This window comes from Kitasatospora sp. NPDC049285, assembly GCF_040678815.1.
Lineage (GTDB): Bacteria > Actinomycetota > Actinomycetes > Streptomycetales > Streptomycetaceae > Kitasatospora.
The window spans coordinates 32,164-53,575 of sequence record NZ_JBFAQR010000033.1 but is presented as its reverse complement, the minus strand read 5'-3'; the positions used below and the strand labels follow the sequence as shown (position 1 = coordinate 53,575).

At 71.3% G+C, this 21,412-nt stretch carries 17 protein-coding genes and 1 riboswitch; of the genes, 8 read left to right on the top strand and 9 right to left on the bottom strand.

The genetic code is table 11. From position 1 onward, the window contains the following. Positions 1–172: 172 nt before the first annotated feature. Both AB0K51_RS21395 and AB0K51_RS21390 read right to left on the bottom strand, forming a co-directional pair. Positions 173–1,387, bottom strand: a complete 1,215-nt coding sequence (locus AB0K51_RS21395) for a M20 family metallopeptidase (RefSeq protein ID WP_363457759.1) — start codon at positions 1,385–1,387, stop codon at positions 173–175. 118 nt (positions 1,388–1,505) lie between these two features. Further along, on the bottom strand, positions 1,506–2,057 hold the full coding sequence (locus tag AB0K51_RS21390; RefSeq protein WP_363457757.1) for a TetR/AcrR family transcriptional regulator: 552 nt from the start codon (positions 2,055–2,057) through the stop codon (positions 1,506–1,508). 93 nt (positions 2,058–2,150) lie between these two features. Here AB0K51_RS21390 and AB0K51_RS21385 point away from each other — a divergent pair, with 93 nt between their 5' ends. Genes AB0K51_RS21385 through AB0K51_RS21375 form a run of 3 tightly spaced genes read left to right on the top strand, consistent with a single transcriptional unit; the run spans position 2,151 to position 3,394 of the window. Further along, complete coding sequence (locus tag AB0K51_RS21385; protein WP_363457754.1) at positions 2,151–2,675, top strand: carboxymuconolactone decarboxylase family protein; 525 nt, start codon at positions 2,151–2,153, stop codon at positions 2,673–2,675. Continuing rightward, a complete protein-coding gene (locus tag AB0K51_RS21380) occupies positions 2,672–2,902 on the top strand; it encodes a hypothetical protein (protein WP_363457751.1) in 231 nt (76 codons plus the stop codon). Before AB0K51_RS21385 ends, AB0K51_RS21380 begins: the two co-directional genes overlap by 4 nt. A gap of 24 nt (positions 2,903–2,926) precedes the next feature. Next, the gene (locus tag AB0K51_RS21375; RefSeq protein ID WP_363457749.1) at positions 2,927–3,394 is read left to right on the top strand and encodes a hypothetical protein; all 468 of its coding nucleotides are present in this window, start codon (positions 2,927–2,929) and stop codon (positions 3,392–3,394) included. Between the two features lie 62 nt (positions 3,395–3,456). Here the strand turns inward: AB0K51_RS21375 and AB0K51_RS21370 are convergent, their stop codons facing one another. Then, on the bottom strand, positions 3,457–4,158 hold the full coding sequence (locus AB0K51_RS21370) for a hypothetical protein (RefSeq protein ID WP_363457747.1): 702 nt from the start codon (positions 4,156–4,158) through the stop codon (positions 3,457–3,459). Between the two features lie 29 nt (positions 4,159–4,187). Then, positions 4,188–5,057, bottom strand: a complete 870-nt coding sequence (locus tag AB0K51_RS21365; protein WP_363457744.1) for an oxygenase MpaB family protein — start codon at positions 5,055–5,057, stop codon at positions 4,188–4,190. 597 nt (positions 5,058–5,654) lie between these two features. Here AB0K51_RS21365 and AB0K51_RS21360 point away from each other — a divergent pair. Both AB0K51_RS21360 and AB0K51_RS21355 read left to right on the top strand, forming a co-directional pair. Beyond that, a complete protein-coding gene (locus AB0K51_RS21360; RefSeq protein WP_363457741.1) occupies positions 5,655–7,004 on the top strand; it encodes a cytochrome P450 in 1,350 nt (449 codons plus the stop codon). Positions 7,005–7,140: 136 nt separating this feature from the next. Next, the gene (locus tag AB0K51_RS21355) at positions 7,141–12,381 is read left to right on the top strand and encodes an SDR family NAD(P)-dependent oxidoreductase (RefSeq protein ID WP_363457738.1); all 5,241 of its coding nucleotides are present in this window, start codon (positions 7,141–7,143) and stop codon (positions 12,379–12,381) included. A 154-nt stretch (positions 12,382–12,535) separates the two neighbouring features. On the opposite strand, the gene AB0K51_RS21350 is transcribed toward AB0K51_RS21355, so the two are convergent. From AB0K51_RS21350 to AB0K51_RS21335, 4 genes are all read right to left on the bottom strand, one after another. After that, entirely contained in the window at positions 12,536–13,450 is a 915-nt protein-coding gene (locus AB0K51_RS21350; protein WP_363457735.1) for a hypothetical protein, read from the bottom strand. Further along, entirely contained in the window at positions 13,447–14,304 is an 858-nt protein-coding gene (locus tag AB0K51_RS21345) for a ParA family protein (protein ID WP_363457732.1), read from the bottom strand. Before AB0K51_RS21345 ends, AB0K51_RS21350 begins: the two co-directional genes overlap by 4 nt. A 208-nt stretch (positions 14,305–14,512) precedes the next feature. Further along, the gene (locus tag AB0K51_RS21340) at positions 14,513–15,286 is read right to left on the bottom strand and encodes a DUF2637 domain-containing protein (RefSeq protein WP_363457729.1); all 774 of its coding nucleotides are present in this window, start codon (positions 15,284–15,286) and stop codon (positions 14,513–14,515) included. After that, the gene (locus tag AB0K51_RS21335) at positions 15,271–15,627 is read right to left on the bottom strand and encodes a hypothetical protein (protein ID WP_363457726.1); all 357 of its coding nucleotides are present in this window, start codon (positions 15,625–15,627) and stop codon (positions 15,271–15,273) included. Before AB0K51_RS21335 ends, AB0K51_RS21340 begins: the two co-directional genes overlap by 16 nt. Positions 15,628–15,954: 327 nt before the next feature. Here AB0K51_RS21335 and AB0K51_RS21330 point away from each other — a divergent pair, with 327 nt between their 5' ends. Next, positions 15,955–17,331: an IS21 family transposase gene (locus tag AB0K51_RS21330; protein WP_363457724.1), complete on the top strand. Its 1,377-nt coding sequence runs from the start codon at positions 15,955–15,957 to the stop codon at positions 17,329–17,331. A 69-nt stretch (positions 17,332–17,400) separates the two neighbouring features. Here the strand turns inward: AB0K51_RS21330 and thiC are convergent, their stop codons facing one another. Next, the gene (gene thiC, locus AB0K51_RS21325) at positions 17,401–19,245 is read right to left on the bottom strand and encodes a phosphomethylpyrimidine synthase ThiC (RefSeq protein ID WP_363457721.1); all 1,845 of its coding nucleotides are present in this window, start codon (positions 19,243–19,245) and stop codon (positions 17,401–17,403) included. Further along, positions 19,241–19,373: riboswitch (TPP riboswitch) on the bottom strand. It overlaps the preceding gene by 5 nt. Positions 19,374–19,469: 96 nt before the next feature. Between thiC and AB0K51_RS21320 the strand changes: the two genes are divergently transcribed. Both AB0K51_RS21320 and AB0K51_RS21315 read left to right on the top strand, forming a co-directional pair. After that, positions 19,470–19,670 carry a hypothetical protein gene (locus tag AB0K51_RS21320; protein WP_363457719.1) on the top strand — a complete coding sequence of 67 codons (201 nt, stop codon included), beginning with the start codon at positions 19,470–19,472 and terminating at the stop codon, positions 19,668–19,670. Between the two features lie 198 nt (positions 19,671–19,868). After that, entirely contained in the window at positions 19,869–21,326 is a 1,458-nt protein-coding gene (locus AB0K51_RS21315; RefSeq protein ID WP_363457716.1) for an SPFH domain-containing protein, read from the top strand. Positions 21,327–21,412: the final 86 nt, after the last annotated feature.

The window sequence follows — 21,412 nt, the reverse complement described above, 5'->3', positions numbered from 1 at the left end:
GGGGCCCGGGGAACGGCGGGAGTGCGTGGCGGTGTGGTCTCAAGGGCGCGGTGGCGTCTGGGGGCTTCGGGGTTCCGGAGACCTCCATACGCCAAGACCTTGCAGCGCCCTGTGACCCCGACCGCCACGCACTCCCGCCGTTCCCCGGGCCCCTAGCGACTCCTGGCGGCTCCTAGCGGCTCCTCCCGAGCGCCAACGCCGCGAGCACCGCACTGGCGTCGCCCAGCACCCCGTCATCGAACTCCGCCTCCGCCGAGTGGTTGTACGGCGCCGTGAACGGGTCCTTCTCCGGCGGGCAGGCGCCGAACATCACGTACGCCGCAGGAACGTGCTCCGCCAGCACCCCAAAGTCCTCCGACCCGGCCACCGGTCGCGGCATCTCGATGTACCGCTCCGCCCCCAGCACCTGACGCACCGTCCGCTCCGCGTACGCCGCCTCCACCGGATCGTTGACCGTCACCGGGTAGCCGGGCTCGATCTCCGCCTCGACCTCGCAGCCGTGTGCCTCCCCCACGCCGCGCACCACCCGCAGGCCCTCCGTCAGCACGCGTTCGCGTGCCTCCGGCGAGAACGAGCGGATCGTCGCCCCGAACTCCGCCTCGTCCGGGATCACGTTCTCGGCCGTACCGGCGTGGAAGGTGCCGACCGTGAGGACGACCGGGTCGAAGGCGTCGAAGCGCCGGGTGACCATGGTCTGCAGGGCCAGCACCGCCTCGCACGCGGCCGGCACCGGATCGATCCCCAGGTGCGGGCTGGAGCCGTGGCCGCCGCGGCCTCGCACCACCACCCGCAGCGTGTCCGAGGCCGCCATGATCGGCCCGGGCCGCCCGGCCACGTAGCCGGCGGGCAGCAGCGAGGCGCCGACGTGCAGCGCGTACGCGGCGACCACGCGCTCCCCGGCGGCGTCCAGTACGCCCTCGTCGACCATCAGGGCCGCGCCGCCGCCGCCCTCCTCGCCGGGCTGGAACATGAAGACCACGCTGCCCGCGAGCTCCTCCCGCCGGGCGGCGAGGAGCCTGGCGGCGCCGATCAGCGCGGCGGTGTGCAGGTCGTGGCCGCAGGCGTGCATCGCGCCCGGCACCTCGGAGGCGTACGGCAGGCCGGTCGCCTCGGTGACCGGGAGCGCGTCGAGGTCGGCGCGGAGCAGGACGGCGGGGCCGGGGCGGGCGCCGCGCAGGACGGCGGTCACCGAGCTGAGGTGCTTGCCGACGGTGGTCTCCAGGCCGAGGCCGTCCAGGGCGGCGAGCACCTTGGCCTGGGTGCGGGGGAGGTCCAGGCCGATCTCGGGGTCGCGGTGCAGGGCCCGCCGGAGGGCGACCAGGTCGGGCTGCAGGGCGGCGGCGGCCTGGCGCAGCGGGGTGGGGTCGGGGTGAACGTCGGCCGACATGGGCGCGCCTCCTGGGTGGACGGGGGTGGGCGAAACGTTCGCATCCTCACCCCGGTGCCGCCGTAGTACGCCCGCTCGCACGGATCGGCCGGAGTCGGTCCGGCCGCGCACGAATCGGTCAGGACGGGCCGAGGAGTGCGGCGGCGATGGCGCGGGCCTCGGCGGCGGGGGCGGTGGTGCCTTCGCGCAGGGCGGTGACGATGGCGCCGTCCATCAGCAGGACGAGGCGGCGGGAGAGTTCGGCGGCCTGGTCGCCGGGTCGGCCGTCGGCGGCGAGCAGGGCGGCGAGGTAGCCGGTGACCTTCTCCTTGTGCTCGGCGGCGACCCGGTGGGCGGGGCTGTCGGGGTCGGCGGTCTCGACCATGGTGTTGATGAAGGCGCAGCCGCGGAAGTCGGCGCGGGCGAAGCGTTCGGCGAGGGCGTCGAAGACGTTCAGGGGTTTGCCGCCGAGGGCGGTGACCCGCTCGGAGAGCCAGTCGCGCCAGTTCTGGTCGCGGCGGGCGAGGACCGCGACGACGAGGTCGTCCTTGCCGGCGAAGTGCCGGTAGAAGGAGGCACGGCCGACGCCGGAGTCGGCCAGGATCCGTTCCACGCCGACGGCGCGGATGCCCTCGGCGTAGAAGAGCTGCTCGGCGGTGTCGAGCAGGCGGGCGCGTGCGTGGGTGGCCATGTTCCTCAGGTTAGCGGGTAGTTGACGATTTCGGTACCGATCGGTACCGTCTCCCAGTCAGAACGGAACCGGTCGGTACCATCTGGAGGGGTCATGCCACGCCTGCCACTGCTCACGGACGACCCGGACGGCCTGCTGGAGCGCACCCGCGCCCGCCTCGGCCGGCTGCCCAACCTGCACGCCACCCTCGCCAACAGCCCTGCCGCACTGGGCGGTTACCTGGCTCTGCACGAGCACCTGGGGGCCGGCGCGCTGACCCCGCGGCTGCGCGAGCAGCTCGCCCTGCTGACCGCCCAGCACAACGAGTGCACCTACTGCGTGAGCGCCCACACGCTGCGCGGACGCCGCCTGCTCGGCCTCAGCGACGAGGAGTTGGCCCGCACCCGGCAGGCCGCCGACGACACCGACCCGCACGCCGACGCCGTCCTGCACCTCGCCGACCGCATCCTGCACACCCGCGGCCGGGTGACCGACGAGGAGCTCGCCACGGCCCGCGAAGCCGGTGTCACCGACGCCGAACTCGCCGAGATCACCGCCCACATCGCACTCAACACCCTGTCGAACTACTTCAACCACCTGGCGCAGCCCGTCCTCGACTTCCCGGAGGTCCCCGCATGAGCCCGCAGAGCCACCACGGCACCGTCGAACTCCGCCCCGGCTACACCGTCCTGGACGCCGACGGACACCCCGTCAGCACCGCCACCGACGTCCAGGTCACCCTGGAAGGCGGCTTCGCTCACCTCCGCTTCCCCGGCACCGACACCGTCCAGGTGGTCTCGGCCCCCGCCGTAGCCCGGATCACCTACCGCCCCTCGGGTACGGAGGACGCTGATCCGCCGTCATGATCGCTGGTGGGGGAGGCGTCGGGGATGGGCAAGCCGGGGATGAACGAGTCGGGGACGCCCTACCCGGCGCTGCACGGACTGCGCGGATTCGAACGCGGCCACTACCTGCTGACCGCCACGCTGTGCGGCATCGACCTGCTCTGCCTCTCCGCCACCTGGCTCCCCAGCCGCTCGCTCGTCCCGAAGCCCCTGGTGCTCGGCCTGTTCCTCGCCGTCTTCCCGGTCTTCATCGTCGGGCTCTTCCGCCTGATCGCCGCCCGCGTCAAGGCCAACCAGGTCCGCAGCTCCTTCGAACTGCCGCGCGTGCCGCGCCCCCTGCGGGCCGCGTACGCCCTGGCCATCGCCCTCATCGCCCTCGGCATCGCCACCGGCTCCGCGCACCAGGCCGACCTGAAGGAAACCGAACGCGTGCTGGCCGCGTTCCCCGCCCCCTTCTACACGATCACCAGCGCCCTCATCCTCACCACCGCCACCACCACCCGCCGCCTCTGATCGTCAGTCACTACAGTCCGCCCCCTCCGGGGGGACGGCCGGCTCGGCTGGTGGATCCAGGGTCATCGCTCGGCGCGGAGCATGACCACTCCGGCTGCGGTCATCCAGCCGAAAATCAGCCCCATCGGGACGATCATGGTCAGATTGAGCGGTGCCAGCCATCCGTTCTTCGCGATGACTGCGAAACTGATCGCGAAATTCAAGGCGGCCACCGGGAAGGCGGACTTCGCCAGCCATGTGGGAAAATCCGGCACCTGAAGGGTGGCGACCCCGGCTGCGATCATCATGAGGGCTGCGGGAAGTTCGGCGAACGGCCAGAAGAGGATGGACGTGATGAAGGTGTAGTGGACCATGGACGTGCTCATCGCCACGGGGTGCCCCAGGGCCCCGAGCAGGGTTGCCAGCCAGAGAACTGTCGATGCCGTGAAAGTGGAGACGGTAGCGACCGCACACGGTGTGATGAGTTGGGTGAAGACCGGGCGCGGTGAGGTCGTTCTCGATCGGATCATTTCCGTCAGGCCAACGACGAACCAGATCATCAGAAGAAATGCAAGGGCATTTCCGAAGCAGCCGATGACGACTCGTGGAGCGTTGTTCACCATGAACGAGACGATTTCCGACGGAGGCTCGTCCCAGACGGGGAATACGTGGGGGAAGCTCCCCGCGATGATGAGCACGATGAACCCGGCGGGAAGTTGTACGATTCCCGCCCACGCGGCGTATTTGATATCCCCGCTCTGGGACTTGGACCGGGGCTGGGACATCGATACCTCCCGGGGCGGTGGCGTCTCCTTCATTGCGTGTCCCCGGCTGCCGCGGATTCGGTGTGGTGGTCCGGGCCGAGTTGGCCGATGGTCCAGCCGCGCGGATAGCTGCGGGGTTTTCGGACGTAGGGCCGGGAGTCCGGCCGCGGGGGCGTGAGGCGGATCAGTCGGCCCCGGGCGCGAAGCGCGCGGCGGACGAGGGCGCCGAACCAGGCGGGCAGGGGCGGCTGGTCGAGGATGCCCCGGATGTTCTCGGGAATCATCGACGTGATGGCCTTGGTCGCGATCGTGCGCGTGCCGGGTGGGCACAGCGCGGCGATGATCCGCATGGCGTGCGCGACCATGGCGCCGTTCGCGTAGTGCCACGTGCCGCGTTCCTGGATGTCGCGTTCCAGCCACGTCTTGAACTCGTCGTACGAGGACGGGATGTCCTTGATGCCCATGAGTTCGCCGAGCCTGCGGTGGGCCAGGGCGATGGCGCGTTGCTCGTGGTCGGACAGGGGGCGCCAGCCGTACTGGTTGATCCAGTCGATCGCGGCGACGACGTGGCCGGCGAGGATGTGCAGGTAGTCCTCGTTGGAGATGGTGTAGCGGCCGTGGATCTTGTTGAGCGCGCGTACGGCTTCCCTGCCGTGGGCGGAGTCGAGTCCGTCCCGATGGGCTTCGAAGGGAAAGAGCATGGTGTCGTCGTAGCGCTTCATGCCGCGGTGGGCGAACTCCCCGGTGCCGGCCAGGGTGTGGGTGATGCTGGGTATGACGAAGTCGGTGACCAGCGCGAAGGACCATCCGGTGTGGTAGTCCCAGGGGAACTCGTATCGGGTGACCAGCTTGAAGATTTCGTCGTAGTCACGCTCGGGATCCAGGGTCTGGATGTAGTGCAGCCTGCTGTAGCGGCCCATTGGTCGGTAACTGTCCTCTCCTCGGCCTTTGGCGAATGCTGCCCTGGAGCGCGAAGGTTTCGTCGACCGGATCGCCCGGAAACCCATCCGGCGTGACCGGAACGAGGACCGCGAATCCCGGGTCGTTGATTTCATTGACGGGTGGTCGGACGTCATGGCCGGCCTGGAGCGCCAGGCCGGGACGGCGCAATAACGGCCGTGGAATCCGGTGATCAGTCGTCAGGTCGCCCGGGCGATCTCAACGACGCGGCGGTGGTAATGACCGCCACGGTGAAGAGGGTCGGGTACCGGCGGCGCGGGGGTGCAGAACTGGTCGAGGAGCTGTCCACCGGGCCACACCCGGAACATCGTTGGGGATGCTCCTTTGGCTGTCAAGCAGCAGGGGTGAGGTTGGTCCGAGTGACCTGTTCCGTTGGTGTGCCTGGTCGGGCACGGTGCGCCGGCGATGTCCTCGGGAGGTGAACCGCCTGCCGTGATGCCCCGTTATGAATGGGCGGGGCCGGAAAACTTGAGGATTTCTCGGCCCCGCCATCGACCATGGGGGGGCCGGGCAGGCCGTTCCGCCGTCCGTGGATGCCCAGGGAGAAAGCAGGCAGGATGAAACTGCTGGCAAAGTCCGCCGTCGCGAGGTCGGGTGTGGTGCCGCTGGCGCCAGGCGGCCTTCCACTGGTCGGGCATCTCATACCACTTGCCCGGAGGCGGTTGGACTACCTTCTGGAACTGCGCGGGCTCGGCGATCTCGTACGCATCAGGGTCGGCTCGTCGGACTTCTACGTGGTCAACTCGCCGCAACTGCTGAACCAGGTCCTGGTGACGCGGGCCGACTCGTTCGACCGCGGCCGTGTCTTCGCGAAGGCGAGGGCTTTCGCCGGCTACGGCATCGCCACGTCGGACGGGGCCTACCACCTGAAGCAGCGTCGCATGATGATGCCGGCGTTCCATGTGGCGAGGCTTCGCGAATACGCCGAGGCCATGGTGGAGGAATCCACCCGGCTGACCGGGCGCTGGCAGGCCGGCCAACGGGTCGATCTGGACCGGGCCATGCACAGGCTCCTGTGCGCGATCACCGCGCGGACGCTCTTCCGCCAGGGCCTGTCGGAGGAGGCCGCGGCGGAGGTGTCGAAGCACCTCGACACGCTCCTCAAGGGGGTGCTCTGGCACACCATCGCACCTGACCTGCTGGGATCTCTTCCCACACCGGGCAACCGCCGGTTCGACCGGGCGGGCACGGAACTCCGCGAGCTCGTGACCGATTTCGTGCAGGCGTACCTGGCCGACCCGACGGACCGCGGGGACCTGCTGTCGATGCTCGTCGCGGCACGCGACGACGGGACCGATCAGGGCATGACCAGCGAGCAGTTGCTCGACGAGGTGCTGACCATCTTCTTCTCCGGCATGGAGACCTCTGCCACCACCCTGAGCTGGCTGTTCCACGAACTCGGCAGGAACCCCGAGCTGTACGAGCGACTGACCGACGAGGTCGACTCCGTGCTGCAGGGCCGGAACGCGGGTTTCGACGAGCTGCCGCAGCTCGTGTTCACCCGGCGCCTCGTCACCGAGGCACTGCGCCTGTACACACCGCCGTGGATCCTCATGCGGACGTCGAACACCGAGGTCGACCTGGGCGGGGCGCAACTCCCCGCGGGCACCAACCTCGTTTACAGCCTGACGGCCATGCACCGCGACCCGGCCCTGTACGCGCAACCCGATCGCTTCGATCCCGACAGGTGGGCGGACCCCGAACTCAAGGCGCCGTACATGCCCTTCGGCGGTGGTCGCCACAAGTGCATCGGCGACCACTTCGCGATGACCGAGATGGTCATCGTGGTGGCGACCATCGTGGCGCGCTGGCGGCTCGTACCCGTCCCCGGCGTGGAGGTGCGGGAGATCGCCCACGGGACTCTCCGGCCCAGCAGCCTGCCGATGACGGTGCAGCCCAGGAGCTAGCGCCGGCCGCGCCGGCGAAAGCTGCCTTCCCGCCCCGCCGCCGCTTCCCGGAGCCCCTTCCCCGGCTCCTTCTGACTTCGCTCCGAGTTCGGTCCTTCGCTCTCACCCCGCTCGCGCTCACTTTGGAAGGAACGAGATGTCTGCCTCAGAGGTCGAGCCGATCGCGGTCGTCGGCATAGGCTGTCGCTTCCCCGGCGGGGTGGAAAACGCCGGAGGGCTGTGGGACCTCGCGGCCGCGGGGCGGCACACGGTGGGACCGGTGCCCGAAGGCCGCTGGAACAGCAGGCGCCTGGCCGCGATCCACGATCCCGAGATCGCCGAGCGGGCCGGCATCGGCTGTTTCCTTGAGGGCGACGTGTGGGCCTGGGATCCGGCGGCGTTCTCGGTGGCGCCGTCGGAGCAGCGCTGGGTCGATCCGCAGTTCCGGGTGCTGATGGAGGTGGCCTGGGAGGCCGTGGAACACGCGGGCATCCCGATGGACCGGATGCGCGGATCGCGTACCGGGGTGTACATCGGCACCTACGCGCCCGACAACCTGTTCCGTGAGGCACGGCCGGTGGAGGACTCGCCGAACAGCCCGTACCTGTTCGGGAACTTCACCGCCGGAGCGGCGGGCCGGGTGGCCTTCTCGATGGACCTACGCGGTCCGTCGATGGTGGTCAGCACGCATTGCTCGTCCGGGCTGGTGGCCCTGGACGCGGCGTGCGGGGCGCTGACGCTGGGGGAGTGCGACACCGCCCTGGCGGGCGCCGTGCTGCTGATGGTCTCCCCGGAGACGCACTACTACGAGGCTCCGCTGCTGCTGTCACAGCGTGGTGCGTGCCATGCCTTCGACGCCCGGGCCGACGGCTACGTGCGCGGCGAGGGCGCCGGAGTGCTGGTGCTGAAGCGGCTGGCGGACGCACGGGCCGCCGGGGACCGGGTGTTGGCGGTGATCCGTGGCAGTGCGGTCAACAACGACGGCCAGGCGACCCGGCTGACCGCGCCTTCCACCGAGGTCCAGCAGGCGCTGTTCCGGGAGGCGGTGAAGAAGGCCGGCATCGACCCCGGCGAGGTCGGGCTGGTGGAGGCGCACGGCCCGGGTACGGCGGTCGGCGATCCAGTCGAGTACACCTCGATCGACGCGGTGTACGGGCACGGCCGGGGGCGGTGCGCGCTCGGGTCGGTCAAGACGAACATCGGCCACACGGAGCCCGTCTCCGGCATCGCCGGCGCCATCAAGGCGATCGAATCGCTCCGGCGCGGCGTGATCCCGCCGAACCTGCACTTCCGGGAGTGGAACCCGGCGATCCAACGCGACGGCTCCTCGCGGCTGTTCGTGCCGACCGAGCTGACCGAGTGGCCGGTCCCCGGCGAGGCCCGACTGGCCGCGGTCTGCTCGTACGGCGTCACCGGGACCAACGCCCACGTCGTACTGGAGGCGGCTCCCGCCGCGCCGCGCCGTCGCCCGGCCGGGCGAAGCGCCGGGCTGTACCTGCTGTCCGGCAACTCGCCGAAGGCGCTGCAGCTCTCGGCCGGACGGCTCGCCGACTGGGCCCGGACCGCGGGCGGGAGCGTCGACGCGCTCGACGTGCGGCACACCCTGGCCCAGCGCCGAGCGCACGCGGACCAGCGGCTCGCCGTGGCCGCCCGCGACCTGGACGAACTGAGCGCCCGCGCACGGGCGTTCGCCGCCGGGGAGACGGCGGACGGGACGGCGAGCGGCCCGGTGGCGCTGCCGCCCGGCCATGCCGGTCCGGTCCTCGTCTTCACCGGCCAGGGCTCCCAGCGCCCGGACATGTGCCGGGGCATGCTGGCCGGCGAACCGGTGTTCGCCGCAGCCATCGACGAACTGGAGCCACTGATCCAGGCCGAAGGGGGCTTCTCGGTACGGAAGTTGATCGAGGCGGGGGACGTCTCGATCGGGATCGAACGGGTCCAGCCGATGCTCTTCGCGGTTCAGATCGCACTCGCCGCGGTGTGGCGCTCCTGGGGCGTGCAGCCCGCCGCGGTGATCGGGCAGTCGCTGGGAGAGGTGGCCGCGGCGGTGGTGGCCGGCGCGCTCGGCCTGGCCGACGGAGTGAAGGTGATCTGCCGCCGCGCGGCCCTGCTCGCGACCATCTCCGGTGGGGCCATGGCCTCGGTGATGCTCGGCGAGGAGGAGGTCCGGGCCGCGATCGAGCGTGCGGGCGCGGACGGCGTCTCCCTGGGCGTGCTCACCTCGCCGGGCACCACGGTCGTCTCCGGCGACAGCGGGCAGGTGGCCGCCCTGGTCGAGGCGTGGACCGCGCAGGGCACGGTCGCCAGGATGATCGACGTCGACGTGGCCTCCCACTCGCCGAAGGTCGATCCGATCCTGGACGAGCTCCGCACCGCCCTGGCGGGCGTATCGGCGTTGCCGCCGGGCACGGGGTTCTTCTCCACCGTCAGCGAGGACCCCGAACAGCCCGGACCGCTGGACGGCGCGTACTGGGTCCGCAACCAGCGGGACCCGGTGCGCTTCCGGACGGCCGTCTCCGCCGCGCTGGCCGCCGGGCACCGGCTGTTCATCGAATGCACCGCCCACCCGCTGGCGGTCCGCCCGATCCTGGACACCGCCCAGGCGGACGGTGTGCGCGACGCCGTCGCCGTCGGCACCCTGCGCCAGGGCCTGGACGACCAGGACGCCTTCCTCACCCACCTCGGCGCGGTGCACTGCGCCGGGTACGAGGGCATCGACTGGTCCGCCCACCACGACGGCGGGGACTTGGCGGACGTCCCCGGCACGACCTGGGAGCGCGTGCGCCTCGGCGGCGACGAGGAGCCGCACGTGCTGGTCGCCCCCGGCCTGGTCGGCGCCGAGCAGCACCCCCTGCTCGGCGGGCACGTCCGCGACCCGCAGACGCCCGACCAGCACCTGTGGCAGACCCCGATCAGCCCGGGCCGTCTTCCCTGGCTGGACGACCACCGGGTCGCAGGCGTACCCGTACTGCCCGGAACGGGCTTCGCGGAGATGCTGCTGGCGTCGGGTGCCCGGGTGTTCGGCACCGACCGAATCGCGGTGAGCGACCTGCGCGTGGACCACCCGCTGGTCCTGGACCCGGAACCGCTGGTCACCACCCGTCTGCTGCGCACGGACGGCAGCGCCGAGGCCGAGGTGTTGTCCTTCGACGAGGACGGCGGCGTGGTCGTCCACGCCAGGGGCACGGTGCGGCCGCTGTCCGCCCTCGACGCCGCGCCGCCGGCGGACCCGTCCGTCCCGGCCGGCCCCGAGTGGGCCGACTCCTCCCCGGCCGACCTCTACCGGCACTTCCGCGAGCGGCACAACGTGCAGCACGGCCCGGCCTTCACCGCGCTGGACGGCATCCAGGTGCACGCCGAGGAGGACCGGGCCGTCGCCCGGCTGCGGATCGCCGAGACAGCCCGCGTCTCGGCCTGGGCGATGGCGCTGCACCCGGCGCTCGCCGACGAGGTCGTCCAGACCGTGGTGTCCGTCTGGCTGGCGCACCACGCCACCAGCCCGGGCCCGGTCGTGGTGGCGGGTTTCGAGGAGATCCGCCTCTACGGCCCCACCGCGCACACCCGACTGGCAGCGGTGGAACTGCACAAGGTGGACGATCTGACCTGCGTCGCCTCCGCACGTCTGGTGAGCGCGAGCGGCACCGTGGTCGCCGAGATCCGCGGGCTGCGGCTGGCGAACATCACCCCGCCCGCCGAGCGCTTCGCCTCCCGCCTGGCCCACTTGGCCTGGGTGCCCGAGCCGACGCCCACCGCCGAGGAACCGGCGGACGGGAGGTGGCTGGTCCTTGCCGAGGACGGGCCGGTGTGGCCCCGGCGCCTGTGCACCATGCTGGGTCAACGGTCGGCGGGCAGCCGCCTGCTCACCCGCCCGGAGGGCGTCATGTCCGACGCGTTCGACGCGGAGGAAATCGCCGCGGCACTGGACGAGGACACCCCGCACTCCCCGACGTCCGTGCTGATCGCCATCACTCCCGCCGCGGACCAGGACCGGGCAACGGCCGCGCGCAAGGACGTCGACAGGGTGACGGCGATCCTGCAACAGCTCGCACACCGCACTGACCTGCCCCGGCTATGGGTCGTCTGGCGCAGCGACGACGGCCCGCTCGGCGCAGCCGGCCTGCGCGGCCTGCTCCGGGTCGCCGCCTTCGAACACCCCGAACTGCGGCCCAGCAGCATCGAGCTGGCCGGCGACACCCCGCTGGACGTACTGCTCGACGACCTGCTCGCCACCGACCGGCCGATGGTCGAGATCGCCTGGCGTCAGCAGGAACGCCGCGTCGCCCGGGTCCGCACCGGCCCGGCACCGTTCAGCCTGCCCACGCCGGTACGGACGGACGGCGCGTACCTCGTGACGGGCGGCCTCGGCGGCCTCGGCCTGCTGACGACACGCTGGCTGGCCGAACAGGGCATGCGCCGGGTGGTGTTGTGCGGCCGATCCGCCCCGTCCGCGCACGCCGAGCGAGTGCTGGAGGAACTGCGCGCCTCCACGGGCGCGGACCTCACCGTGGCCCTCGGCGACCTCGGCGACCCGTCCACCGTGCAACTGGCCATCGCGGCAGCCGTCGAGGGCGGACTGCCGCTGCGCGGCATCGTGCACGCGGCCGGGCTGGTCGAGGACGCCGTCCTCGCCAACCTGGACCAGGACCTGACCGCCCGGGTCTGGCGCGGCAAGGCCGACGGCGCCTGGGCACTCCACCAGGCCAGCATCGACCACGAGTTGGACCACTTCGTGGTCTACTCCTCGGTCGCCTCCCTGCTCGGCTCACCCGGGCAGGCCGCCTACGCGGCGGCCAACGGCTTCCTGGACGCCCTGGTCGAGTGGCGCCAGAGCCAGGGCCTTCCCGCGACCGGCATCCACTGGGGTGCCTGGAGCGAGGTCGGAAGGGGCCGGCACCTCGCCCGGCAGCGCGTCCTCATGATCTCACCCGCCGACGGAATCGCCGCCCTGGAACGCATCCTGACGGATGGTCACCGCCGAATCGCCTACTCGCCGATCGACGTGTGGCAGTGGACCGCGCCCTACCCGGCCGTGCGAGGCTCCGCCCTGCTGGCCGAACTCCTCGGCGAGGCCCCGGCGTCCGAAGAAACCTCCTTCCCGGTCCGTGACGAACTGCTCGCCGCCCCGAGCGGAGCCGAACGCCGCCTGATACTTGAGGAGTTCATCATCACCCAGGTCCGCGAACTCCTCGGCGGCGGAACCCGGCACATCGGACCGCACACCAGCATGGTGCTGCTGGGTCTCGACTCCCTCGGCGCGGTGCAACTGCAACAGCGGCTGCAGCAGGCGCTCGGGATCGAGATCAAGGCCGGCGTCATCTGGGTCAAGCCGAGCGCCGCCAGCCTCGCCGAATGGCTGGACGAGCACCTGGCTCCCGCCCCGTTCCCCGACGCCGGGTGAAGACGTGCCGCCGGCGGACGACGCCCGCGCCGTCCACGACGAAGGCCGTCCACGACCTCGAACACCGCCTGCGCTGGTCACACCGGCGACGCCGGCACATGTCCGTGTCATCACCGGCCACGCTACCGGCCGACGGTCGGCACACACCGGTCTGTCAGACGACGGCCCGTTTCATCCGGTCGAACACGGCGTCGAAGACCCGGCTGTCGGTCTCGTCCGCGAACGCGGCGAGCAGGTGGCCGAGGACCTCGTGGCGGTCGATGCGTCGGCGGTCGAGGCCGTCGGCGAGGGCCAGGGCCCGGCGGTCGACGTCGCGCCTGAGCTTGGCCGACAGCGGGGTGGGCGGCCTGGACGGCGGGGGCTCCGCCGCCTCGATCACGCCGTTCAGCGCCTGGGCGATGGCCTGCGGGTCGTCCTCGTCGCTGAGGGCCAGGTCGCCGGGCAGCAGGCGCACGGTCTCGCGGATCCGCTCGGCGGTCACCCTGTCGGCGCCGGCCGCGTTGACGACCAGTTGGTAGACGCCGACGGCGGCCTTGAGGCCGTGACGGTTCTTCAGCGGCACCAGCTCGCGGACCTGCCCTTCGGGGGCCTTGTAGCCGCGGGCGTTGAGGACTTCGCCGAGCTCCCACCCGGCGCGGAGCTTGCTGCACCGCGACTGCTTGATGCCGTGCTCGACGTCCGCCCACTCCTCGATCGTGGCGTAGCAGCGGTCCGGCTCCAGCTTGTGCGGGAGCCGGCGGAACAGTCGGCCGACGGCCATGGTGTCCAGCGACTTGCCCGCGACCCAGTAGGCGGTGGACAGCAGTTCCACGCCTTCGACGCAGGCCGCGAGGCGGTGCTGCTCCTCGGCGGTCAGGTCGCCGTCACCGGCGGGGTCGACCGGGTCGGGAATCTTGTCGAGACCTGGACGGGACGCTTCGACCGCGGCGGTGATGCGGGTGGCCAGCTGTTCGTCGGCCGCGGTCTGCCGTTCGTCGGCCACCCGCTGGGCGGTGCCGGCCAGGCTGGCCACGGCGGCCTCGGTGGCGTCGTCGTCGTCCCAGCCTTCGAGCTCGTACGCGTGGCTCATGCGGTCTTCACCAGTCCCGCGTGGGCGGCGATGTCGAGGAAGAATCCGGCGGTGTCGCTCTTCGGCCGGTGTTGGACGACCGGCAGGCCGACGCTGCGGGACTCCTTGAGGTCGGTCGCCCGGATGGGGACCTCGCCGATGCAGCGGATGCGCGGGTGGCTCCTGAGCTGCTGGTAGATCTTCGCGTCGAAGTCGCCCATCGGCCGCGTGACCCGGCCGATGATCAGGCCGAGGATCTCCAGGTCGCCGTCCGGCCGCTCGGCCTTGCGCATCGCGACGATGTGCTGGGCGGTCTGCATCTTGACGGCCTTCATCGACCACTCGTCGACGTCGACCAGGATGATCGCCGCGTCCGCCGCGGCGGTCTGGGCGTCGGTGTCGGTGTCCAGCGCCGGTCGCAGATCGAGCAGGACCACGTCGTAGAGGTGGACCACGTGCGACAGCAGGCGGCGGTAGAGGCCGATGCTGCTGCCGTGCTCGCGCATCCGGGACGGCAGGAAGCACATGTCCATCGAGCCGGGGAGGACGTCGATGTTCGGCACCCGGGTGCGGGCGATGATCGGTCGGGGGTCGCCCATCCCCAGGACGACGGTGGCCTGGGTGGCGCCCGCGTCCTCGTTCAGCAGCGGGACCTTGAAGGCCATGCTGGCGTTGCCCTGCGGGTCGCAGTCGACGACCAGCACGCGCAGGCCGTGACTGGCGAGGGCGCCGGCCAGGTTGATCGTGGTGGTGGTCTTCCCGACGCCGCCCTTCTGGTTGCAGACGGCGATGATGCGGGCCGGTTCGGCCCCACCGTGGCGCGGTGAGGGAAGTGCGAGAGCGTCGAGAACGGCGCCCGGTGCCGTATCGGTCATGGCACGGACGATAGTCATCCGACCGCCCCCCACCCGGCAGCACGCGCCGACGCTCTCGCCCACAACCGCGGATGTCGAGGGCGCCGCTGCCGCAGACGTCGCGGACGCCGCGCCCCCACCACCAAGATCGTTCTTGCCCAATTGGGCAAGAACGACCGCGCACCGCGACCACGGCCTCGGTCGGCGGCCATCGGCCGGTGACCGCGGGTCACCGGGACGCCTTGCGCCCCGCCTGGCGGCCCAGAGGTTGGCGCGTGCCCCGAACCGCGGTGAGCTGGCGAACCAGTTGATGGAGCGAGACGACTCCGGTGAGCGGGGGCAGCCCGGCGACGATGACGGCGGACAGGGTCCAGGAGACGTCGGCGACGCACAGTCCGGCCGCGAGGCCGGAGAACAGCACCACCACGACCCAGGAGTGGACCGGCTGACGTCCGTACTGGACCGCACGCAGGACCGACAGACAACCCGCGAGCCACGGCCCGTAGACGACCGCCGGCCACAACGGCGACAGTCCTTGCGGCACGCGTGAGAACGCCACCTCCCGCAACGGGCCGTAGGAGAACACCCAGCCGAGTACGCAGGCCGAGGCGACCGTGACCGCCGTCAGAGCGCCGAACACCGAGCTGATCAGCTGGGCACGGGCCGGGTGGGAGACAGGAGACCGTCGGCGATGCCGCGAGGCCGACGGGCCGACCGGTCGGCCCTGCCTGGCCGGCCCCGGCAGGTCGACCGGCGCGCGCGGAGGGGGCACGAACACCGTCTCGTCCCCCCAACCGCCGGCCGATGTGACGGTGGGGTTGAACGCCTGCGCGTCGCCGTACGCGCGGCTGAGGTCACGGGCGAAGCCGTCGTCGTACCAGTCGCCCGCCGGAAGGGTTGCCGCACGGATACGGTCACGGGGCGTGGCCCATGCCCGGTCCTCGGGCTCGCCGAAGCCGTGGTCCCCGTGCCGGTCGGGAGGCTCGGTCATACGGTCGTACACGGCACGCTCCCCACGCGGTCGCCTGTCCGCGGCTTGGTCCGCTCCCCGGCCAGGGCCCGTGCAGGGGGCCTCGGTACGACCTGCGGCGTCTCGGCCGAGAAGAGCAGGGAGCCGATCCGCGCGGCGAAGTCGCTCTGCAACTGCCGGATCGTCCGCTCGAAATCGGCCAACGCGCGGGACGTGTACGACAGGGTGACGCGCTCGCCGTTGCGCGCGAGGTAGCCGGTGGCCACGTCGCCCACGGCGTTGTGGCGGTCGGGAACGAAGAGCCAGTTCCCGAGCGGGGCGACCGGCTCCCGCACGGGGGGTGACGAGGTGTAGGGCTGGCGTGTTGAGGTCACGGGTTCATCAACGAGGAGCGGCGATCTCCGTTCTTACGGCATCCAGGTGTCCTTCCATATTCGATATCGGAGACGCTCCATGAAATTACCCGGGGGGTGGCGCGGGGGGTGGGTCTTTTCTCGCCGACTACGGAACGTATCCCAATCGGCCCGGGTATGGGTAATCAAATATTCACCTCCGGCACCGCTCGCCAGAAGTCCCCAGTAAAACAATCGCAAGAGAAACGTTCATTCTCTCGGCACAGCCACTCCGCGTGCTATGTTTCCGGTTTGCTCTTGGCATATTCACCGACTTGAATCGGTCTGGATTCGACCTCGGGAGGCTTCTTGCTCAGCAGGCGGGAGTACCTGGAAGCAGTCAGTCTTCATCGCCAGGGATGGTCGATAATCAAGATCTCCCGACACCTCGGGCGTGATCGAAAAACGGTGAGGTCCTACCTTCGCGGCAAGCGAACCCCGGGCATCCGAATTTCTTCCCAGGACGCCTTCCTCCAATTCCTGCCGTACTGCCGCCGACGCCTCGCGGAGGACCCGCACCTCGCCGCGACCGCGCTCTTCGACGAGGTCGTCGACCTCGGCTATCCGGGCGGCTACTCGACCTTCACCCGGGGCCTGCGAAGACACCAGGCCCGGCCGGCCTGTGAGCAGTGCCAGGATGCAGTCACGGTCGCGCGCAGCCGACCCGCCGCCCGGCGGAGCGAGGAGGCCGTCGAGTTCGACTGGCTGCGGCTTCCCGAGCCGCCGACGGGTTGGGGCTACGGCAACCGGGCGTGCCTGCTGCTGGCCTCGCTCACCGGCTCCGGTACGGACGCCGACGACGGCCTCGGCCGTTGGTCTGTGGCGCTCGCGGAGGACCAGGAACTGCCCAACCTCGTGGAAGCCGTCGACCTCGTGCTGAGACGGCTCGGCGGCACCGCCGGGTGCTGGCGGTTCGGCCGGACACCGGCCATGTGGTGCCCGACGACCAACCGGGTGACACCGGCGTTCCGACAGGTGGCCGGACACTACGGCGCGCGCATCGAGTGCCGCCTGCCGACCGACCACCGTTCGCACACCCGTCGGACCCTGGACAGGGCCCTCCGCTCCTGGTGGCGCGGGGTGACGAACGACACCACCCTCCAGGACGCCCAGGGCAGCCTGAACCGGCTCGCCGCGAACCTGGACTCCCGGCGCAGGAGGACCGACGACGCGCCGCACCCAGAGGTCGGCAGCCGCTGTGTGGACACCGCCGCGCTTCGCGAGATGCCCGTCCTGCCTTTCCCGGCCCGCGTCCGCGCCCGCCGTACCATCACCGCCCAGGGCCTGGTGCCCTTCCGCGGCAACTTCTACGTCGTGCCGGACCACCTGGCCGGCGCCCAGGTGGAGGTCTGCCGGCGCCTCGACCAGGCCCGACTGTCCATCGAAACGCCCGGCGGAGCCGTCATCGCCCGCTACTCGCTCGCCCCGACGGGGGCCGGTTTGACGGTCGAGCGCAGCAGCGCCGTCGCCGTACTGGAGCGGCGCCCGGTACCGGCGCCCGCCACCACCCCGTCCTGCCGACGGAACACGCCGCGCCCGCCGTCCCCACAGGCTCTGGCCGAAGCCGCCGTGCTACGCGCCCGGTTCAAAGTCCCGCCCAGCCGCCGCCCCGACGAGGAGCAGGACATCACGACGCCGCGGGTGCCACCCCAGCGGGACCGCCCGGCCGACGACGCCGGAAGCTGAGCCGCCTGACCCGGAAAGAGCCCGGCCCGCGCTCCCCCCTCCGAAGCGCGGACCGGCGTCATCGGCGGCTCAGTCCGCCAGCGGGAGGTAGACCCGGTTGCCCCGGGCCGCGAACTCCTCGGACTTGGCCTGCATCCCGGCCAGCGCCTCGGCGTCGACGTCGCTCTGCATCGCGCTGGACCCGTCGCCGTGGTCGGCGCGGATCTGCTGGCTGATCTTCATGGAGCAGAACTTCGGGCCGCACATGGAGCAGAAGTGCGCGGTCTTGGCCGGTTCGGCGGGGAGCGTCTCGTCGTGGAAGTCGCGCGCGGTCTCCGGGTCCAGCGCGAGGTTGAACTGGTCCTCCCAGCGGAACTCGAAGCGGGCGTCGGAGAGCGCGTCGTCCCAGGCCTGCGCACCGGGGTGGCCCTTGGCGAGGTCCGCGGCGTGGGCGGCGATCTTGTACGTGATGACGCCGGTCTTGACGTCGTCGCGGTTGGGGAGGCCCAGGTGTTCCTTGGGCGTGACGTAGCAGAGCATCGCGGTGCCCCACCAGGCGATCATCGCGGCGCCGATGCCCGAGGTGATGTGGTCGTAGCCGGGTGCGACGTCGGTGGTGAGCGGGCCCAGGGTGTAGAAGGGCGCGTCGTCGCAGATCTCCTTCTGGAGGTCCATGTTCTCGCGGATCTTGTGCATCGGGACGTGGCCCGGGCCCTCGATCATCACCTGGACGTCCTTGGCGCGGGCGATCCGCCCGAGCTCGCCGAGCGTGGTCAGCTCCGCGAACTGCGCCTCGTCGTTGGCGTCCGCGATCGAGCCGGGGCGCAGGCCGTCACCGAGCGAGAAGGTGACGTCGTAGGCGCGCAGCAGGTCGCAGAGCTCCTCGAAGTTGGTGTAGAGGAAGTTCTCCTGATGGTGCGCCAGGCACCACGCGGCCATGATCGATCCGCCGCGGGAGACGATGCCGGTCTTACGGCGGGCGGTGAGCGGGACGTAGCGCAGCAGCACGCCGGCGTGCACCGTCATGTAGTCGACGCCCTGCTCGCACTGCTCGACGACGGTGTCCCGGTAGACCTCCCAGCTGAGCTCCTCGGCGCGGCCGTCGACCTTCTCCAGCGCCTGGTAGAGCGGGACGGTGCCGATCGGGACCGGGGAGTTGCGCAGGATCCACTCGCGGGTGGTGTGGATGTTGCGGCCGGTGGAGAGGTCCATGACGGTGTCGGCGCCCCAGCGGGTGGCCCAGGTCATCTTCTCCACCTCCTCCTCGATGGAGGAGGTGACCGCGGAGTTGCCGATGTTGGCGTTGATCTTCACCAGGAAGTCGGTGCCGATGATGGCCGGTTCGACCTCGGGGTGGTTGACGTTGACCGGGATGACGGCGCGTCCGCGCGCCACCATGTCCCGGACGAACTCGGGCTCCAGGCCCTCCCGGAGCGCCACGTACTCCATCTCGGGGGTGATCAACCCCTGCTTGGCGTAGCCGAGTTGGGTGACCGCGACGCCGTCGCGGGCGCGCAGCGGGCGGCGCGGGCGGCCGGGGAAGACGGCGTCCAGGGTGCGCAGGTCGCCGCCGCGCGGGGAGGTGTGGCGGATGCCGTCGTCCTCGGGCCGGGCCTCCCGGCCGTCGTACTCCTCGACGTCGCCGCGCTGGCGGATCCACGGGTCGCGCAGCGCGGGCAGGCCGCGCCGGACGTCCGCGCTGTGGTCGGGGTCGGTGTACGGGCCGGAGGTGTCGTACAGCGGGACGGTGCGGCCGTTGGTCAAGTGGACCTCGCGGTACGGAACGCGCAGGTCGGGGCGGCTGCCCTGGCGGTACGCCTTGCGCCACGCCGGGGTCGGGTAGCCGGTGGTGGTGCTGTCCGTCGACGCCGAACCGGTAGCGGCGTCGTTCGAGCCGTCGGAGGCAGACTGCGGCCGTGCTTCGAAAACGGTCATGAGACCTGTTCACTCCCTACGCCGGCATTACCCGGTCAGGTTCCTGCGGTCGACGCAGCGAGTGGCACGTGCGCACGTGCCGGTCAGCGTCCTCTCAGCCCGGTGCTCCGAGCTCCCGTGTCCTGCGAGGGCAGGACGCCGACCACCGTAGCGGTGCGAACCTTGTGGGTCCAGACGGCTTCCGGCCAGTGGACATGCTCCGGACGGCCGGTCAGACTGGCGCGATGGTCGGACTCATCGGGCGGGTGACGGGCCGGATCGGCCGGGGGCTGGTCGGCGAGGTCATGGTGCACGTGCCGGAGCGTCAGGGCAGCGAGGCGTTCCTGGCGTACCTGGCGGTGCCCGGTGAGACGCTGGAGATCGGCTCGACGGTCGTGGTGGTCGAGTACCAGCCACCGCGCACGGTCTACGTGCAGCCGTTCTGAGCGGTCTGACCGCACGTCAGCAGCGCTCCGGCAAACCTCCCGAAACTGTTTCGAGACAGTGACGGTGCGCACGGGCGATCCCTCTTCCGCTGCGATCACGGCAGGCGCAGAATGTCGGGCTGCCACCGCGTTCCGCGCCATCCTGCACAACCGACGCGCAGCCACGGGACCGGTGCGCCCTGAAGGGGGAGATTGCCGATGCTTGTCGGCATCGTCGGAGGCGCCATCGCCTCCATCGTGGTGATCGTCACGCTGTTCAAGCTGATGTGGCGGGTCGCCGAACCGAACGAGGCGCTGATCATCTCGGGCGCCAAGCACGGGGACGGCCTGGGGTTCCGGATCGTCACCGGGCGGGGCACCTTCGTGGTGCCGGGCGTCCAGGCGGTGCGGCGGCTGTCGCTGGACCTGAACGAGTCCGAGCTGGACGTCGAGTGCGTGACGTCGCAGGGCATTCCGGTGCACGTCAAGGGCGTGGTGATCTTCAAGGTCGGCGACGACTCGGTGTCGATCGCCAACGCCGGACGCCGCTTCCTGGACCAGCAGAAGATGATGGGCCAGCGGGTGCACAACGTGTTCGCCGGCCACCTGCGCTCCATCGTCGGCGGGCTGACGGTCGAGGACATGATCCGCGACCGTGAGCGGCTCACCGGGGAGACCCGTTCCGCGTCCGGCGCCGAGATGGAGAAGCTCGGCCTGATCATCGACTCGCTGCAGATCCAGGAGATCCTGGACCCGACCGGCTACATCACCAACCTGGCCGCGCCGCACGCCGCGGCGGTCCAGCGCGACGCCCGCATCGCGGCCGCCGAGGCCGACCGCCGGGCCACCGAGGCGGAGCAGGAGGCGTTCGCCCGCAAGGCCGAGGCGACGCGCAACTCGGCGATCCAGCAGGCCGGTTACCAGGCCGAGATGGACACCGCCGCGGCCCAGGCGCAGCAGGCCGGACCGCTCGCGCTGGCCGCCTCCCGGCAGGAGGTCGTGGTCCAGGAGACCAAGGTCGCCGAGTTGGAGGCGCACCGCAGGGAGCAGCAGCTGCAGGCCGACGTCCGCAAGCCCGCGGACGCCCGGGCGTACGAGACCCGGACCAAGGCCGACGCCGACCGCGACGCCCGGATCTCGGCCGCCCAGGCGTCCGCCAAGGAGACCGAGTTGAAGACCGCGGCCGAGGCCAACCGGGTCAAGGTCGCGGCGGGCGCCGAGGCCGAGGCCACCCGGGCCCGCGGTCTGGCCGCCGCCGAGGCGACCCGGGCCACCGGTGAGGCGGAGGCCGCCGCCGCGGCGGCCAAGGGCCTCGCCGAGGCCGAGGCCCTCCGCGCGCTGGGCCTGGCCGAGGCGGAGGGCATCAAGGCCCGCGCGGCGGCCCTCGCCGAGAACCAGGAAGCCGTCGTCGCCCAGCAGTTGGCGGAGAACTGGCCGGCCATCGTGCGGGCCGGCGCGGACGCCTTCGGCAATGTCGAGCACATGGTGCTGCTGAACGGCGCGGAGGGCATGTCCGAGATGTTCGCCAAGGCGCTCACCATGGGCGGCACCGGCCTGGGCCTGGCCCGGCAGCTGCTGAGCTCGATGAACCCCGGCGGGGGTGCGGAGGCCGCCGAGGCCGCCGCCAAGCCCGCGGCGGCGCAGGTCATCCCGATCCAGGACGGCAGCAAGAGCTGACGACCGGTCAGAGTGGAACGGGGGCGCGGGTGCGGGACCACGGTTCCGCACCCGCGCCCCTGCGACCTGAGTACCCGTACTCACGC

Bases quoted from the DNA above. Each gene is read 5' to 3' on its own strand.
- AB0K51_RS21315 (WP_363457716.1), top strand. From the start codon at position 19,869: ATGCTTGTCGGCATCGTCGGAGGCGCCATCGCCTCCATCGTGGTGATC.
- AB0K51_RS21365 (WP_363457744.1), bottom strand. From the start codon at position 5,057: ATGGGCCGCTACAGCAGGCTGCACTACATCCAGACCCTGGATCCCGAG.
- AB0K51_RS21355 (WP_363457738.1), top strand. From the start codon at position 7,141: ATGTCTGCCTCAGAGGTCGAGCCGATCGCGGTCGTCGGCATAGGCTGT.
- AB0K51_RS21370 (WP_363457747.1), bottom strand. From the start codon at position 4,158: ATGTCCCAGCCCCGGTCCAAGTCCCAGAGCGGGGATATCAAATACGCC.
- AB0K51_RS21390 (WP_363457757.1), bottom strand. From the start codon at position 2,057: ATGGCCACCCACGCACGCGCCCGCCTGCTCGACACCGCCGAGCAGCTC.
- AB0K51_RS21395 (WP_363457759.1), bottom strand. From the start codon at position 1,387: ATGTCGGCCGACGTTCACCCCGACCCCACCCCGCTGCGCCAGGCCGCC.
- thiC (WP_363457721.1), bottom strand. From the start codon at position 19,245: ATGACCGTTTTCGAAGCACGGCCGCAGTCTGCCTCCGACGGCTCGAAC.
- AB0K51_RS21375 (WP_363457749.1), top strand. From the start codon at position 2,927: ATGGGCAAGCCGGGGATGAACGAGTCGGGGACGCCCTACCCGGCGCTG.
- AB0K51_RS21385 (WP_363457754.1), top strand. From the start codon at position 2,151: ATGCCACGCCTGCCACTGCTCACGGACGACCCGGACGGCCTGCTGGAG.
- AB0K51_RS21345 (WP_363457732.1), bottom strand. From the start codon at position 14,304: ATGACCGATACGGCACCGGGCGCCGTTCTCGACGCTCTCGCACTTCCC.
- AB0K51_RS21320 (WP_363457719.1), top strand. From the start codon at position 19,470: ATGGTCGGACTCATCGGGCGGGTGACGGGCCGGATCGGCCGGGGGCTG.
- AB0K51_RS21360 (WP_363457741.1), top strand. From the start codon at position 5,655: ATGAAACTGCTGGCAAAGTCCGCCGTCGCGAGGTCGGGTGTGGTGCCG.
- AB0K51_RS21380 (WP_363457751.1), top strand. From the start codon at position 2,672: ATGAGCCCGCAGAGCCACCACGGCACCGTCGAACTCCGCCCCGGCTAC.
- AB0K51_RS21350 (WP_363457735.1), bottom strand. From the start codon at position 13,450: ATGAGCCACGCGTACGAGCTCGAAGGCTGGGACGACGACGACGCCACC.